The organism is Rhodanobacter sp. GW835-FHT13D09 (assembly GCF_058793995.1).
In genome coordinates, this window is the sequence record NZ_JBXAGL010000010.1 from 132,945 (window position 1) to 148,138 (window position 15,194).

Annotated in this window: 14 protein-coding genes; 9 read left to right on the forward strand and 5 right to left on the reverse strand. The window is 66.5% G+C overall.

From position 1 onward, the window contains the following. The first annotated feature begins 81 nt into the window (after positions 1-81). From AC1Q5A_RS13905 to rocF, 5 genes are all read left to right on the forward strand, one after another. Entirely contained in the window at positions 82-1,539 is a 1,458-nt protein-coding gene (locus tag AC1Q5A_RS13905) for an efflux transporter outer membrane subunit (protein WP_492701578.1), read from the forward strand. A 256-nt stretch (positions 1,540-1,795) separates the two neighbouring features. Next, positions 1,796-2,476, forward strand: a complete 681-nt coding sequence (locus tag AC1Q5A_RS13910) for a hypothetical protein (RefSeq protein WP_492701580.1) — start codon at positions 1,796-1,798, stop codon at positions 2,474-2,476. A 399-nt stretch (positions 2,477-2,875) separates the two neighbouring features. Next, entirely contained in the window at positions 2,876-3,127 is a 252-nt protein-coding gene (locus AC1Q5A_RS13915) for a hypothetical protein (RefSeq protein WP_492701582.1), read from the forward strand. A gap of 167 nt (positions 3,128-3,294) precedes the next feature. Then, the gene (locus AC1Q5A_RS13920; RefSeq protein WP_492701584.1) at positions 3,295-3,624 is read left to right on the forward strand and encodes a hypothetical protein; all 330 of its coding nucleotides are present in this window, start codon (positions 3,295-3,297) and stop codon (positions 3,622-3,624) included. A 1,112-nt stretch (positions 3,625-4,736) separates the two neighbouring features. Beyond that, entirely contained in the window at positions 4,737-5,651 is a 915-nt protein-coding gene (gene rocF, locus AC1Q5A_RS13925) for an arginase (protein WP_492701586.1), read from the forward strand. Positions 5,652-5,703: 52 nt separating this feature from the next. Here rocF and AC1Q5A_RS13930 read toward each other — a convergent pair whose 3' ends face one another. Beyond that, complete coding sequence (locus AC1Q5A_RS13930) at positions 5,704-6,033, reverse strand: YegP family protein (protein WP_492701588.1); 330 nt, start codon at positions 6,031-6,033, stop codon at positions 5,704-5,706. 151 nt (positions 6,034-6,184) lie between these two features. Here AC1Q5A_RS13930 and AC1Q5A_RS13935 point away from each other — a divergent pair, with 151 nt between their 5' ends. The 3 genes from AC1Q5A_RS13935 to AC1Q5A_RS13945 all read left to right on the forward strand — a co-directional run bounded on the left by AC1Q5A_RS13935 (position 6,185) and on the right by AC1Q5A_RS13945 (position 9,790). Further along, a complete protein-coding gene (locus AC1Q5A_RS13935; protein ID WP_492701590.1) occupies positions 6,185-7,552 on the forward strand; it encodes a tryptophan--tRNA ligase in 1,368 nt (455 codons plus the stop codon). Positions 7,553-7,590: 38 nt separating this feature from the next. Further along, the gene (locus AC1Q5A_RS13940) at positions 7,591-7,917 is read left to right on the forward strand and encodes a hypothetical protein (RefSeq protein WP_492701592.1); all 327 of its coding nucleotides are present in this window, start codon (positions 7,591-7,593) and stop codon (positions 7,915-7,917) included. A 277-nt stretch (positions 7,918-8,194) separates the two neighbouring features. After that, positions 8,195-9,790 (forward strand): hypothetical protein, encoded by a 1,596-nt coding sequence (locus AC1Q5A_RS13945; protein ID WP_492701594.1) that lies wholly within the window; start codon positions 8,195-8,197, stop codon positions 9,788-9,790. 153 nt (positions 9,791-9,943) lie between these two features. Here the strand turns inward: AC1Q5A_RS13945 and AC1Q5A_RS13950 are convergent, their stop codons facing one another. From AC1Q5A_RS13950 to pdhA, 4 genes are all read right to left on the reverse strand, one after another. Continuing rightward, positions 9,944-10,327, reverse strand: a complete 384-nt coding sequence (locus tag AC1Q5A_RS13950) for a VOC family protein (protein ID WP_492701596.1) — start codon at positions 10,325-10,327, stop codon at positions 9,944-9,946. A gap of 103 nt (positions 10,328-10,430) precedes the next feature. Beyond that, on the reverse strand, positions 10,431-11,777 hold the full coding sequence (locus AC1Q5A_RS13955) for a dihydrolipoamide acetyltransferase family protein (protein WP_492701598.1): 1,347 nt from the start codon (positions 11,775-11,777) through the stop codon (positions 10,431-10,433). Between the two features lie 151 nt (positions 11,778-11,928). Then, a complete protein-coding gene (locus tag AC1Q5A_RS13960) occupies positions 11,929-12,909 on the reverse strand; it encodes an alpha-ketoacid dehydrogenase subunit beta (protein ID WP_492701600.1) in 981 nt (326 codons plus the stop codon). A 3-nt stretch (positions 12,910-12,912) separates the two neighbouring features. Then, complete coding sequence (gene pdhA / locus AC1Q5A_RS13965; RefSeq protein WP_492701602.1) at positions 12,913-13,998, reverse strand: pyruvate dehydrogenase (acetyl-transferring) E1 component subunit alpha; 1,086 nt, start codon at positions 13,996-13,998, stop codon at positions 12,913-12,915. A 240-nt stretch (positions 13,999-14,238) separates the two neighbouring features. Here pdhA and AC1Q5A_RS13970 point away from each other — a divergent pair, with 240 nt between their 5' ends. After that, positions 14,239-15,087 carry a tryptophan 2,3-dioxygenase gene (locus AC1Q5A_RS13970; protein WP_492701604.1) on the forward strand — a complete coding sequence of 283 codons (849 nt, stop codon included), beginning with the start codon at positions 14,239-14,241 and terminating at the stop codon, positions 15,085-15,087. Positions 15,088-15,194 lie beyond the last annotated feature (107 nt).

Consider the following 15,194-nt stretch of genomic DNA (forward strand, 5'->3'; position numbering starts at 1 on the left):
AGCTTACCGCGGCACGGAAATATTGACAACGTGTGACCATATTGGATTATAGTCACTACTCAGTCACTACCCGAGAACACCATGCTCTCCCGCCGCTCTATCGCTCTTTTACTGTGCGCCAGCGTCACCGCCGGTTGTGCGGTTGGCCCGGACTATCGTCGACCCGACGTACCACTTCCGCATCACTACATGGAACAAGCGGCGGTCGAGCAGCAACATGCTGCCCCCACGGCCGATCTCGCGACATGGTGGCATGGTTTCAACGATCCGCTGCTGACGCATTTCATATCACTGGCTCTTGAACAGAACCTGGACCTGGCGCAGGCAGCGGCACGGGTCACGCAGGCGCGTGCCGCGCTCGGTGGCGCCAATGCCGCGCTGCTTCCCTCGGGCAGCATCAATGGATCGGCTGCCCGGGCACATCAGTCGATTGAAACCCCGCTGGGGCAACTGCTCAACGCCACGCCCAACTATGATCGCTGGGGCAATGCCTACGAGGCTGACCTTGGGGCAAGTTGGGAAGTGGATATCTTCGGGGGACTGCGGCGCGGACACGAAGCTGCGCTGGCGGACTATCAGGCATCGGAAGCAGGCGCCGTTGCCACGCGGCTGGAAGTCGCCGCGCAGACCGCTGACAGCTATATCGCCATTCGGGGGCTGCAGGCTCGTCTTGAGATTGCGCAGCGGCAAGTCAAGGTCCAGCAAGAATTGTTGGCGAAGGTTCGCTTGCTCTATGGCAAGGGCCTCGCTGCTGAATATCAGGTCCGGCAAACCGAGGGCGAACTCGCCCAAGTCCGGGCGACGGTTCCTGTCCTCCAGACCCACCTCGATGCGGCCATGAACGCACTGGATGTGATGCTGGGCTCACCGCCGGGAACGCACCGGGCCGAACTTGCGGTCATCGCACCGATACCCGCCACACCGAAGATCGCCTCCCTGGGCTCGCCTGCGGATCTACTCCAGCGGCGGCCCGACCTCATCGTCGCCGAGCGACATCTCGCGGCGGCCAATGCAAGGATCGGCGAGGCTATCTCCGAGTACTACCCGAAATTCTCACTCAGCGGCCTGCTGGGCAGTGCCACCGCGGTTTCCAGCGGCGACCTGTTCAGCAGTGGCGCAAGCCAGGCAGCCGGCGTGCTGGGGCTGCGCTGGCGTCTGTTCGACTTCGGCCGCATCAACGCGCAGATCAAACAGGCCAAGGGGCGGGATGCGGAAACCTTGGCTGCGTATCGCCAAGCAGTGCTTCGCGCCACGGAAGACGTCGAGGACGCGTTCTCGGCGTTGGTCAATCGTGAAGAACAGGCCAATACGCTAACCCAGGGTGAAGCATCGCTTGCTCAAGCACGCGAATCTTCATCGACAGCGTATCAGCACGGCGCGGCGAGCCTGATCGATGTGCTGCATGCCGACGCGACGTTGCTACAAGCTTCGGATGCGCGAGCACAGGCGAACACGGAATCAGCGATCGCAGCGGTCGCTGTCTTCAAGGCCCTCGGTGGTGGCTGGCAACCCCGCGAATCCTTCGCGGCAATCAAGTAGCAACAACAGTGCACACCAAAGTGAACCGTCACAGGGGCACGGAGGTCATTTGTATAAGTTACTCAGTGCCATGCTCGCTGAGCCTCCGGAGCGAGTTCAGCCAATGACTGCTTTGTAGCAATTAGGTAGGGAAGCGGGATGTCCGGAGTTGGCCGATTCCGGCCCGTGAAACCAACACGTTGAATCAATCGGCAAGGACACGGCCACGACGCAAAACGTGTCGGACTCATATGACGGGAGGCGTGCCACCCTCGTGTTGGATGACGGGCTGGGTCACACGAACCGCAGCGCGACTTGGACCATCGGCACGATCACGTTGACCTGGTTGGGCGACAACGACCAGCCCAACACCGAGCGGTTCCAGTCCAAGACCGATGGGCAATACGCCATGATTCTTCAACAGATCAACACGGCGCGACTGAAACTCGTGGACGAACACAACGCGGCGGAGCTGGTGGCCCGATTGCAGCGTTTCCTGACAAAGGAAGCCACGTGGAACCCGGACCTGATCGAGAAGCAACGGGACAAGGCCCTGGCTTTCGGCGACAAGTCCATCGCCAAGATCAATGAACTGCTGGCCCTTCACCGCGACCAGGCCGATGTGGCGGCCGATCAGGTGGACGTGGGCATGACGCAGGCGCAAATCCAGCCCGACCAGTCCCTGGACGGCACGGATCGCAACATTGCGGGCGATCACCAGACCATGGTGGCGCTGGACCAGGCGTTGGCGAACTCGCCGTGCCTGACACCGACGGATGACCTGCTGCACGGCGCGCGGCCGGCGTGCGATCCTCTGCCGGCGCTGGCAATCCGCTACAAGTCCATTCACGACGGGGCGCTTGCCAAGCTGGCGCAGGCCAGCAGCATTACGGTCCAGACGCGTAGCGACTTCGATGAGAAGGTGAAGGAAGCGGATCAATTGACGCGTTCGCGCTGAAATGCCGAACATCGGAGGCGGGCCGGGAAGGAGCGCGACAGGCGTAGCGTCGACTTGGAGCCATGGCTCCGGTATGGCTCCCCCCAGTTAGATATCTTGCCACCCCTTGGTCCTTTGAGCAGGGTGGCAAAATGGCGTGGTTGAGCCATTTCGGCCCATGGAACGAGCCAGGCAAAGCCCCAAATAATCTGTTTCTTTTTTTTTTTGTAATCAGTAGGTCCCCAGTTCGAATCCGGGTGCCGGCACCAGGAAAGCAGGTTTCGAAGGCCGCCCCCGGGCGGCCTTCGCCGTTCCGGAGCTGATGCTGAATGGCTTTGACCGCCCTTAACGCGGCCATCGCGAATCGTCGACTTCGGTTGATCCACCCTCGGGCATTCGACCGGAGCGAGGGCACGTCATATGGGCACGTTGTACGTGGTGCAAGGTTTTCACGAGATGGACGGGAATGTCGTCGCGGACAAGCCGATCCTGCATGGCCTGGAGCAGCTGGCGCTGACGCGCGGCCAGATCCTGGCGGATCATTTCGATGGCGTGCTGGTGTACGCGCAGGCGGGCGATGTCGATCGTGGCGAATACTCCGAGCCGGTCATTCTGGCCAAGTATGGCCACGTGCCGCATCCGGAACAGCAAGGCCTGGGCCGGTCGGGCTAGCGGCGTCCCCCATTCCGGGACGGGTGCGCACAGCAGGTGTAGGTCGGCGCCGACATACGTATCGAGCAGTTCTCGCCAGACTGGGCGACGCTGGGAATACACGATCATCCGCCCGTGGGGAGGCGACGGTGGGTGTTCCGGGCGACGTCCTTGTCCGGGGTATGGCGATGCGTATTGTCTTGACCATCAAGGAAAGCAGCCACGGCCTGTGGTGCATCTGCGGCGGAAGGGGGCTGCTGTATGACCAGCTGCGTTTCGCACCTGCTATCCGCTTGGCCCGCGGGCTGGCACGAGACGAGCATGCCAGCTCGGGTCGCACGGTGAGCGTCGAGTTGACCTGCGCGGAGTTCACCATCGCCCCGGTGCAGTACGCCGCGCCGGGCACAGCGGCGGGGGGAGACCGCCTTCAATCGCCGCCGTCGTCGGTGGTTTCGTCGCGCGGTGTGTGTGACCTATCACATTTCCGTGTCATGGTATGGGCTGCCTGTTCAAAATGAGAACTACGTGTGCATATAACGTGAAAGCTTGCTAGCATCAGTACCGAAGGCTGCGCAGGGGCAGCTCGGGATGACTGGTATGCAAACGTTGCTTGCACATTCCGCCTTCTGGCGTGGAGTGTCGCTGTTTGCAAGGATGCTGTTCGGCAAGATCGCAAGGAACAAGAGGTCCGGCGGGGTCTATCCCGGCGCGGATCTGGTGTCTTGGCGCCCAGGCGCGCGTTCGCGCCGCGAGGACGAGCTGGCGCGAAGTCGCCAGCTCGGACTCCAGTAGACGAGCGTCCCCGGTAGACGAACTTCCCCGGTATCGGGCATCGGCGCTACGGCGGCAGGCGCGATCGCGCGACCGTGCGACCGTGCGGCGGTTCGTCCCGGTTTCGGGTCGCGGGAAATCATGTCCATGGCCATCTCATCCTGACCGTGGCTGGCCTGCACCGGCACTGCGCCGGGTGTTTTTGCTGGCCGCAGCCGCGTGGGCGCAGTCGGACTCCGGCGGCATGATGGAGGTGGACGCCACCGTGCAAATGCGGATGCTCGGGTGTGGGCGACATGCCGGCGCAGGTCATCACCCGGCTCGTTGCCTGTCCGGGGACCTCGACAGGCGCGTGATGCTGCAGCGGCAGAAGGACTGCGCGGCAAGCCACTACCGGCAGGCTGGTGATGCAGCCAGCCACCACGCGACCCGCGGTGGCGATCGCCGAGAATGGTCGACGACGCGCGCCTCGAACGATTGTCCGGAGGCGATATCCGCGGCAGTGTCCGTGCGCAGCAGCCTTGGCGGCCGCGGCATGGCCGTGGGCTGGCGCGGTCGGCCGTAGCGGCGGCGACTGCGCCGCGAGCCAGCAGGAAAGCGAGTGTGCCGGTGACGCCATGGGCCGACGCTGCTGTGGTCGCGTGGCGCGCGCCTGCATCGGCCACGCCAGCTGCAGGCCGGGCATGTCTCTCGGCGCGGCAGGGCCGTTCCGGTAGACTCCGGAGGATCCGCGACTGGCCGGTCGCGCAGGCCCCTCCCGCCAGGCAGGGACGGCGGCGAGTCGCCCGGAGCGGCATGAGGCCGCTTTCGTCCGGCGAGCGCCGGCGCCTGCCGCCATGCATCAGGTAAACACAGGTATATGGACAAACAGACCGTTTCATTGATCGGTGTGCCGACCGACATCGGCGCCGGCCATCGTGGTGCCGCGATGGGGCCGGAGGCGCTGCGCGTGGCCAGGCTGGCGGAAAAACTGCAGCGCCGCGGACTGAAGGTGATCGACCGCGGCAACCTGCAGGGTCCGCTCAACCCGTGGCAGCCGCCCGAGCACGGCTATCGCCACCTGGATGAGGTGATCGCCTGGAATACGGCCGTCTATACGGCTGTCCACCAGGAGCTGCAGGCCGGGCGCCTGCCGATCGTGCTCGGCGGCGACCACTCCCTGGCGATCGGCTCGATATCCGCTGTGGCGCGCCATTGCCACGACGAGGGCAAGCGGCTGCGCGTGCTGTGGCTGGATGCGCACACCGATTTCAACACGGCGCAGGCCACGCCCACCGGAAATATCCACGGCATGCCGGTGGCGTGCCTGTGCGGCATCGGCCCGGCGGGACTCACCGGGCTCGGCGGCAGCACGCCGGCGACCACGCCGGACGTGTTCCGCTACATCGGCATCCGCTCGGTCGACGAGGACGAAAAGCGGCTGGTACGCGAGGCCAGCATGCAAGTGCACGACATGCGTCATATCGACGAAATCGGCATGAAGCGCGTGATGGAGGAGGCGCTGGCCGGGCTCGATGAGCACACCCACCTGCACGTGAGCTTCGACGTCGACTTCCTCGATCCCAGCATCGCGCCGGGCGTGGGCACCACCGTGCGCGGCGGGCCGAATTACCGCGAGGCGCAGTTGTGCATGGAGATGATCGCCGATGCGGCGCGCGTGGCGTCGCTGGACATCGTCGAGCTGAACCCGGCCTTCGACAAGCGCAACCAGACCGCGAAACTGGCGGTGGATCTGGTCGAGTCGCTGTTCGGCAAGTCCACGCTGATCCGCTGATCCGGAACAAGGAGGTTTCGGCGCGGCCCGATGGGCCGCGCCGAAGAACCGCTCATTCCTCGACCAGCTTGGCGTCCGGCGCGTTCGCCATCACCGAGGCTATGCCGACGTCGCGCGAGCGCTCGCTCTCGTACATCTCGCTGCTGCCGATGACCTGGTGGTTGGCGGCTTTCAGGTTGAAATGGAACTTGCCGTTGGCCGCCACCTTCTTCTCGTAGCGCGCCGCTTCCGGCGCGTTCTTGCGCACCGAGGCGATACCGTTGTGCGCGCCGCTCCGGTCCTTGTAGCCCTGGCTCTGCAGGATGATCTCGCCGTTGCCGGCCTTGAGGTTGAAGTAGGTCTCGCCGTTCTTGCCGGTGAACATCGTGAACTTGCCGCTCATCAGCTTCGAGCTCCTCGCCATGGTCAGGGTTGGCAGAATCTGGACCGCTCCGCGTGATTTTTTTGGGAAGGCACGCCGCCGGTGGCGCGGCCGGCCGGTCGAGCCGTTTTGCCGGATGTCGTAGACTGGCGCTTTACCCGCACGACACCGCATGAATACCCGAGTCCTCACCGGCATCACCACCACCGGCACGCCGCACCTGGGCAATTACGTGGGCGCGATCCGCCCGGCCGTCGCGGCCAGCCGGCGCGACGACGTCGATGCGTTCTTCTTTCTTGCCGACTACCACGCGCTGATCAAGAGCGATGACGCGGTGCGCATCGAGCGTTCGCGGCTGGAGATCGCCGCCACCTGGCTGGCCGCCGGCCTGGACCCGCAGCGGGTCACCTTCTACCGCCAGTCGGACATCCCGGAAATCCCGGAGCTGACCTGGTTCCTCACCTGCATCGCGTCGAAGGGCATGCTCAACCGCGCGCACGCGTACAAGGCCGCGGTGGACAAGAACACCGCGGCGGGCGAGGACGCCGATGCCGGCATCACCGCCGGCCTGTACATGTACCCGGTGCTGATGGCGGCCGACATCCTGGCGTTCGACGCGAACCAGGTGCCGGTGGGGCGCGACCAGATCCAGCACATCGAGATGGCGCGCGACCTCGGCCAGCGCTTCAACCATCTGCACAGCGACGAGTTCTTCGTGTTGCCGGAGGCGCTGATCGAGGAGCAGGTGGCCACGCTGCCGGGCCTCGATGGCCGCAAGATGTCGAAGAGCTACGACAACACGATCCCGCTGTTCGCCGGCGGCAGCAAGCAGCTGCGCGAGACGGTCATGCGCATCGTCACCGACTCGCGCCTGCCCGGCGAGCCGAAGGATCCGGATGACTGCGCACTGTTCACCATCTTCCGCGCGTTCGCCAGCGAGGCCGAGACCGCGGCGTTCCGCCAGGCACTGCTGGAGGGCATCGGCTGGGGCGAGGCGAAGCAGGTGCTGTACGAGCGGATCGAAACCGACGTGGCGCCGATGCGCGAGCGCTACGAGGCGCTGATGGCGGACCCCGCCGCGATCGAGACGATCCTGCGCCAGGGTGCGCAGAAGGCGCGCGCGATCGCCACGCCCAAGGTGGCTGCGCTGCGTGGCGTGCTGGGGCTGCGCGCGATGACCACCGCACCGGCACTTGCCGGCCAGCCGAAGGCTGCGCCGAAGCAAGGCAGGATGCCGCGCTTCGCCAGCTTCCGCGATGCCGACGGCAGCTTCCGCTTCCGCCTGTTCTCCGCGGACGGCGAGGAGCTGCTGCTGTCGAAGCCGTTTGCCGATCCGAAGGCGGCCGGTGCGCTGCAGAAACGCCTCAAGGGGCTGGGCACCGCCGCCGTGCTGCAGGTCCTGCCGCGGGCCCTGGTGCTGGAGCTGGACGGCGCGCCGGTCGCCACGACGCCCGAGTACCACCAGGAGCCGGCACGCGACGAAGCGCTGGCGCGTCTGCGCGAAGCGCTGGATCTGCTCGCCCTCGCCGAGCAGGAGTGAGGCGCAGCGAGTCCCTTTTCCCGCGGAGTCCGTGATCCATGCGCTATCTCGCCATCCTGCTGCTCGCCCCGTGGCTGCTGATCCTCGGCTGGGCCTACTGGGCCTACCCGAAGAACCTGCCGCGCACGCCGTGGCGGCGGATCTTCGATTTCACCGCCCTGCTGCTCGCTGCAGTGGCCACGGTGCAAGGCGCCGTGCTGGGGTTCGAAGGAGCCGGAAAGCCGGCTGCCGGCGAGTTCGGTCCGGCCAGCGGCGCGATCTGGCAGCAGGTGCTGCCGGCGTTGTACGGCTATGGCGCCTGCGTCGCCGTGCTGGCGGTGGCGATGATCGTGCGCCGCATCATCTTCCGCCGCGGTGCGGGCTGAGCAAAACCGGGCCATGCTTCGGCGTGGGCGAGACAAGAACCGGAAGTGGCGCACAAAGTAATTCGTAGAATATTGCGAATCATGTGCTTGCCGAACGCCGGCAGGATTTTCCATGGGATACTCGGCCACCAGCCGTGGGGAGCCATGACAAGGCATGTCGCGGGACGGCTGGTCATCATCGGTTTGCGCGTAGCGCCGGATCATCGGCAGTTGCGGGTGCCGTACGCGTGACCCGATCCTTTCGATAGATCCATGCATCTTCACTGGAGGGGATTACATGTCACCATGCAAATTGGGAGGCGTGGGCGTCGTGCTGTGCGCAGCCGTCAGCCTGGCCGCCGTGGGTATCGCCCACGCCGACACCATCGGATCACCCGAAGTCACTTCGGCGCAACACGACACCCTGCATTCGCTGCGCGGCACCATGCCGCGGCCCGATGATTTCTCCAAGAGCGGCCGCAGCCACCCGGCTCGCCCGCTACCCTGGCTGGATGGTCCCGGCGTGCCGCGCGACGGCGCGGTGCAAAGCACGACCACCGGCGCTGCCGCACCCACGCTCGGGTCGGGCATCGATGGCGTGGGGCAAGGCTTCAGCGGCCCGCAGGGCACCTTCACCGTGAACAGCGCGCCACCGGACACCAATGGCGCCGTCGGCGCCACCCAGTACGTGCAGATCGTCAACAGCGGCTTCGCCGTGTTCGACAAGGCGACCAAGGCGGTGACCTACGGCCCGGTGGCGACGAACACGTTGTGGTCCGGCTTCACCGGCCCGTGCGAGACCGACAACGACGGCGACGCGGTGGTGGTCTACGACAAGGCGGCCGGTCGCTGGGTGATCTCGCAGTTCGCGGTCACCGCCGCGCCCTACTACCAGTGCGTGGCGGTGTCGGCGACCAGCGACGCCACCGGTGCCTACTACCGCTATGCGTTCCCGTACGGCAGCACGTTCCCGGACTACCCGAAGATGGGCGTGTGGCCGGATGCGTACTACGAGGCGTTCAACATGTTCAACGGCAACACGTTCGCCGGCGCGAAGCTCTGCGCCTACGACCGCAACGCCATGCTGAGCGGTGCTGCGGCCACCCAGCAGTGCTTCCAGCTCTCCACCGCCTACGGTGGCGTGCTGCCGGCCGACCTGGACGGTGCCACCGCGCCGCCGGCGGGTTCGCCGAACTACCTCATGAACTTCACCGCGGGCCAGCTCAACCTGTGGAAGTTCCACGTCGACTGGAGCAACACCGCCAACACCACGCTGACCGGCCCGGTCGCCATTCCGGTGGCCTCGTTCGCCACGGCCTGCGGCGGCGGCACCTGCGTGCCGCAGGCAGGCGTGTCGCAGAAGCTCGATTCGCTGGCCGACCGCCTGATGTTCCGCCTGGCCTACCGTCACTTCACCGACCACGAGTCGCTGGTGGTCACCCATTCGGTGAAGGTCGGCACGACCAGGCAGAACCCGTACACGGGCGTGCGCTGGTACGAGGTCCGCAACCCGGGCACCACGCCGGTGGTCTACCAGCAGTCCACCTTCTCGCCGGACACCACCTATCGCTGGATGGGCTCGGTGGCGATGGACAAGCAGGGCAACATGGCACTGGGTTACAGCGCCTCCAGCAGCGCGCTGCACCCGGCGATCCGCTACACCGGCCGCCTGGCGACCGATACGCTGAACACCATGCAGGCCGAGAACAGCATCATCGAAGGCCTGGGTTCGCAGAGCGGCAGCAACCTGTCGCGCTGGGGCGACTACAGCGCGATGACGATCGACCCGGTCGACGACTGCACGTTCTGGTACACCAGCGAGTACCTGAAGACCACCGGTGCATTCAACTGGAACACGCGCATCGCGTCGTTCAAGTTCCCGACCTGCCAGTAAACCGGAACTCCTGTCCCGCATGCCATGCGGGACAGGACCCGCACAGACGAAAGGAGACGGGGCCGCCTTCGGGCGGCCCCTTTTTTACGCGGGTCCACCGTCGCCGGCCTGGCCACGGCACGTCGGCGCGGCGCCGGCCGAATCCGCCAACCCTCACTCCCAGCGGTTGAGGTGCGGGCCGAACGCCTCGCGTTGCCGGCGCACCACGCAGAAGCGGTGGCCGCTCGGCGCTTCCATCACCCACCAGCGCTCGCGCGCGAACGCGATGCGCTTCGCGCCGAGCCGCTCCAGCCGCGATGCTTCGGCTTCCAGATCGTCGGTCTCGATGTCCAGGTGCACGCGGCTGTCGTGCTCGACCTTCTGCAGCAGGATGACCGGTTCGTCGTCGTCGGTCGCCAGCTCGGCGTAGCGGCCGTCGCCGTCCTGGTCCGCCGCACCGGCCGGCTTGCCGAGCGCCTGGCTCCAGAACGCGGTGGATGCGGCGAGGTCGTCGACGCGGCAGTCGAGGACCAGGGTGCTCAGTCGGCTATGGTGCATGGCGGGTCTCCACGGCCGGGCAGCGGCTTGGCGCGCGCCGGCCGGCACAAAAAAACGGGGCGCCATCGGCGCCCCGTCGATCATGCCACGAACCGGCGTGTGCTCAGTGCGGCAGCGCCAGGTCGTCCAGCATCGCCTTGAGGAAGCGCGCGGCCTCGCCGCCGGTGGCAGCGCGGTGGTCGAAGGTGAGGCTGAGCGGCATGCGCCGGTGCACCTCGATGCCGCCGATCACCGCCACCACGTCGTGGCTGAGCTTGCCGGCGCCGACGATGGCGACGGTTGGCGGCACCACGACGGGCGTTGCGTAGCGGCCGGCGAACATGCCGAAGTTGCTGAGGCTGATGGTGTAGCCGGACAGTTCCGAGGCTGGGATCGAACGATCCTCGACCTGCGAACGCAGGCGCTTGATCGCGGCGCGGATGCCGGCGCCGTCGAGCACGTCGGCATTGCGCAGCGCCGGCACGAACAAGCCGTCGTCGGTGTCCACCGCGATGCCGATGTCGACCTGCGGATGCAGGGTGCGGGTGAGGTTCTTGCCGTCGAACCATGCGTTCAACGCCGGCACCGTCTTGCAGGCGAACACGATGGCGCGGATCAGGCGCGCGGTGATGTCCTGCTTGCCGATCCAGGCGTGCAGGTCGGCGTCGTCGACCAGGGTGGTCGGCACCACCTGGGCGTGGGCGTCGGCCATCACGCGGGCCATGTTGCGGCGCACGCCCTTCAGCTGCTCCGGCTGGCCGCTGGCCTGCACCGACGGCGACGCCGTGCGCACCGGCTTGCCGGCCAGCGAGACCGGGCCGCGCTGCGGACTTTGTGGGGCATGTCCGGGCTGCGGCAGTTCCGGCGCCAGGTGGCGGCCCGCCGAGGCGGGCACTGCGCGTGCCGGGGCGGCGCCGAGTGCGGCGCTGCTGTTGGCGGCGGCGTTTTTCACGTCCTGCATGGTCACCACGCCATCGGCGCCGCTGGGGCGCACGCGGGCGAGATCGACCTTGAGCTTCTTCGCCAGCGCGCGCACGGCGGGCACCGCCTTGACGCCGCCGATGCTGGCGGCCTGCTCGACGTGCACGGTGTTGCCGCTGACCATCGCGCCGACCACGGTACCCTCGTCCTCGCGCTCGGCCTTGGCGGCCGGCTTCGCTTCCTCGGCCTTCTTCGGGCCATGATGGTGGCCGGTGGCTTCGGCCTCGGCGCGCTGCTTGGCGTTCGGGTCCGGCTCGAAATCGGCCAGCGCGGCGCCGGTCTCGATGATGTCGCCGGGTGCACCGTGCAGCTTGACGACCTTGCCGGTGTACGGCGAGGGCACGTCGACCACCGCCTTGGCGGTTTCCATCGAGCACAACGGCGCGTCGAGCTTGATGCTGTCGCCCACCTTCACGTGCCACTCGACCACGGTCGCGTCGGGCAGGCCTTCGCCGAGGTCGGGGAGGTAGAACGTCTTGATATCAGCCATGAGCGGATTTCCAGGTATGAGTTTTCCGGTTTGCTCCCTCCCCCGCATGGCAGGGGAGGGTTGGGGAGGGGTGCTCTTTGCCCGGATTTCAGATCAAGAGCTTTACCCCTTCCCGGCCTCCCCCTGCAAGCAGGGGGAGGAGCAAAGAGTGTCAGCTTGCCGCCAACGTGCGCTTGGCCGCGTCGACGACGCGTTCCACGCTCGGCAGGTATTTCATTTCCAGGCGGAACAGCGGGATGTGCGTGTCGAAGCCGGTGACGCGCTCGACCGGGGCGAGCAGGTCGTACAGGCATTCCTCGGCGACGCGCGCGGCGATCTCGGCGCCGAAGCCGGCGGTCTTCGGGGCTTCGTGCACGATCACGCAGCGGCCGGTCTTCTGCACCGACTCGGCGATGGTGTCGAAGTCCAGCGGGGTCAGCGTGGCCACGTCGATCACCTCGGCGCTGATGCCTTCGGCGGCCAGCGCGTCGGCAGCCTCCAGCGCTTCCTTCACCTGCGCACCCCAGGTCACCAGGGTCACGTCGGTGCCGTCGCGCAGTACGAAGCACACGTCCAGCGGCAACGCTTCGCCGTCGTCCGGCACTTCTTCCTTGTACTGGCGGTAGATGCGCTTGGGCTCGAAGAACATCACCGGATCCGGATCGCGGATCGCGGCCAGCAGCAGGCCGTAGGCGCGCGCCGGCGACGAAGGCATCACCACGCGCAGGCCGGGGATGTTGGTGAACAGGTGCTCGTTTGCCTCGGAGTGATGCTCCGGCGCGCGGATGCCGCCGCCCCACGGCGCGCGCCACACGGCCGGCACGGTGAGGCGGCCGCGGGTGCGGTTGCGCATGCGCGCGGCATGGCAGGCGATCTGCTCCATCATCGGGTAGATGAAGCCCTCGAACTGCGCCTCGGCCACCGGCTTCATGCCCTGCACGGCGAGGCCGACGGTGACGCCGGCGATGGTGGTTTCGTCCAGCGGCGTGTCGATCACGCGCAGCTCGCCGAATTTCTCCTGCAGGCCCTGGGTGGCGCGGAACACGCCGCCGTTGACGCCCACGTCCTCGCCCAGCACCACGACCGATTCGTCGTGGGCCATCTCGTAGGCGAGCGCCTGGGTAACCGCTTCGATGAGAGTGATCTGTGCCATAACTCAGTGGGCCTTGTTTTCAAGCGAGAGGACGTAGTCGCGCTGTTTCGCGAGATCGGCGGGGACTTCGGCGAAGGTGTAGTCGAACATCGCCGAGACCGGCTGGGTCCTGGTCTCGAGGTAGGCGTTCACCTCGTTGTCCATCCACTCGTCGCACTCGGCCTTCCAGGCCTCCTCCTTCGCGTCGTCCCACACCTTCTTCGCCACCAGCCAGTTGCGCAGGCGCTTCATGGGTTCCTTCGCCCAGCCGTCCTTCACTTCCTGCTCGCCGCGGTAGCGGCGCGCGTCGTCGGCGGTGGTGTGGTCGCCGAGGCGGTAGGTGACCAGTTCGAGCACGCTGCCGCCCTGGCCACTGCGCGCGCGTTCCAGTGCGTCCTCCATCGCCTTGCGCACGGCGATGATGTCGTTGCCGTCCACCTGGATCGAGAACAGGCCGGCGGCGATGCCCTTCTGCGCCAGCGTGGGCGCGCCGGACTGGATCTTGCGCGGCACCGAGATCGCCCACTGGTTGTTGACGATCACCGCCACCAGCGGCAGGTTCTGCGCGCCGGCGATGTTGATGGCGCCGTAGAAGTCGCCCTTGGACGAACCGCCGTCGCCGATGGTGCATACCGCCACGCGCTTCTCGCCGCGGATCTTGAACGCCAGCGCCGAACCCGCCGCGTGCAGGCACTGCGTGGCGATCGGCACGCTCCACGCGAAGTCGTGGCGCGCCGGCTCCTTCTGGAAGTCGTTGCCGCGCTCGTCGCCGCCCCAGTACATGTACACCTCGCGCGGCTGCACGCCGCGGTACAGCTGCGCCCCGTATTCGCGGTAGCTCACCGCCAGCACGTCTTCCGGCCGCATCGCGCTGCCGATGCCCACGTGCGCGGCCTCGTGGCCGAGGCAACTGGCATAGGTGCCCAGCTTGCCGGTGCGCTGCAGCGCGATCGACTTGGCGTCGAACACGCGGGTGGACAGCATCAGCTTGTACAGCTCGACCATGTGGCCGAGGTCTTTCGCGAACTCGGGCAGATCATCGCGTACCTGCTTGCCCTCGGCATCGAGGTATTGCAGGTATTCGATTTCAAACTTGGCGGCGATGGTCACGACTCGCTCCGGAGTGAGGAATGGGGAAGGCCTGGAACTGGCGTGTCCGGAAGCCTGCAGCACGCGCAAGACGACCGGACAAGACCGCGCTTGATAGCAGGCAGGCATGTTGCGCTGCAAGGTACAGCGCAGCATGCGGAGCCGTACGGAGTGGATGAACCCGCTTGATTCTTGCTTCCGGTCAGGCGCGGCGGCGCGTCCAGCCGCTACCATGATCCTTTCGGTGTGTGACGGAACAGCATGAGCGACAACCAGCGCGATCTCGAAGCGGGCATCCGGACCGACCTCAACGGACAGATCACCTATGGCGGCTACCTGCACCTGGACACGCTGCTGTCGGCGCAGCGCCCGCTCAGCCAGCCGCCGCATCACGACGAGATGCTGTTCATCGTGCAGCACCACGTGGCCGAGCTGTGGATGAAGCTGCTGATCCACGAGTTGAAGGCGGCGCTGGCGCACCTGCGGGTAGATGGCATCGATGCCTGCCTGAAAATTCTTGCGCGGGTGAAGCAGGTGCAGCGCCAGCTGTTCGAGCAGTGGGCGGTGCTGGAAACGCTGACCCCGGCGGAGTACCTGGAGTTCCGCGGCGTGCTGGGGCCGTCGTCCGGTTTCCAGTCGCTGCAGTACCGCACCATCGAATTCATGCTGGGCAACAAGAACGCCGGCATGCTGAAGGTGTTCGCGCACGATCCGGCCGCGCAGGCCGAGCTGCGCGCGGTGCTGGAGGCGCCCAGCCTGTACGACGAATTCCTGGGCTACCTGGCGCGCCGCGGCCATGCGGTGCCGGCCGCGCTGCTGCAGCGCGACTGGACCGAGGCCTACCAGCGCAACGAGGCGCTGCTGCCGGCGCTGAAGCGCATCTACGAGCAGCGCGCGCAGTTCTGGCCGGAGTACCACATGTGCGAGCAACTGGTGGACGTGGAGGAGAGCTTCCAGTTGTGGCGCTTCCGCCACATGAAGACGGTGGAGCGGATCATCGGCCACCGCCGCGGCACCGGCGGTTCGTCCGGCGTGGCGTTCCTGAAGAAGGCGCTGGACCTGGAATTCTTCCCGGAACTGCTGGAGGTGCGCACCGTGCTCGACAGCTGAGGGCCTGACCTTTGCGATCATCCCTGATCGCGAGGATCAAACGGGCGGCCATCCATGGCTGCACTTTTCATGACATCCACCCATACGCCACGGACCACTGGGGAACG

Excerpts from the sequence above, each read along its gene's own strand:
- AC1Q5A_RS13950 (WP_492701596.1), bottom strand. The coding sequence starts at position 10,327 with ATGCACCATAGCCGACTGAGCACCCTGGTCCTCGACTGCCGCGTCGAC.
- AC1Q5A_RS13945 (WP_492701594.1), top strand. The coding sequence starts at position 8,195 with ATGTCACCATGCAAATTGGGAGGCGTGGGCGTCGTGCTGTGCGCAGCC.
- AC1Q5A_RS13955 (WP_492701598.1), bottom strand. The coding sequence starts at position 11,777 with ATGGCTGATATCAAGACGTTCTACCTCCCCGACCTCGGCGAAGGCCTG.
- AC1Q5A_RS13970 (WP_492701604.1), top strand. The coding sequence starts at position 14,239 with ATGAGCGACAACCAGCGCGATCTCGAAGCGGGCATCCGGACCGACCTC.
- AC1Q5A_RS13920 (WP_492701584.1), top strand. The coding sequence starts at position 3,295 with ATGCGTATTGTCTTGACCATCAAGGAAAGCAGCCACGGCCTGTGGTGC.
- AC1Q5A_RS13935 (WP_492701590.1), top strand. The coding sequence starts at position 6,185 with ATGAATACCCGAGTCCTCACCGGCATCACCACCACCGGCACGCCGCAC.
- AC1Q5A_RS13905 (WP_492701578.1), top strand. The coding sequence starts at position 82 with ATGCTCTCCCGCCGCTCTATCGCTCTTTTACTGTGCGCCAGCGTCACC.
- AC1Q5A_RS13915 (WP_492701582.1), top strand. The coding sequence starts at position 2,876 with ATGGGCACGTTGTACGTGGTGCAAGGTTTTCACGAGATGGACGGGAAT.
- AC1Q5A_RS13960 (WP_492701600.1), bottom strand. The coding sequence starts at position 12,909 with ATGGCACAGATCACTCTCATCGAAGCGGTTACCCAGGCGCTCGCCTAC.
- AC1Q5A_RS13940 (WP_492701592.1), top strand. The coding sequence starts at position 7,591 with ATGCGCTATCTCGCCATCCTGCTGCTCGCCCCGTGGCTGCTGATCCTC.
- rocF (WP_492701586.1), top strand. The coding sequence starts at position 4,737 with ATGGACAAACAGACCGTTTCATTGATCGGTGTGCCGACCGACATCGGC.
- AC1Q5A_RS13930 (WP_492701588.1), bottom strand. The coding sequence starts at position 6,033 with ATGAGCGGCAAGTTCACGATGTTCACCGGCAAGAACGGCGAGACCTAC.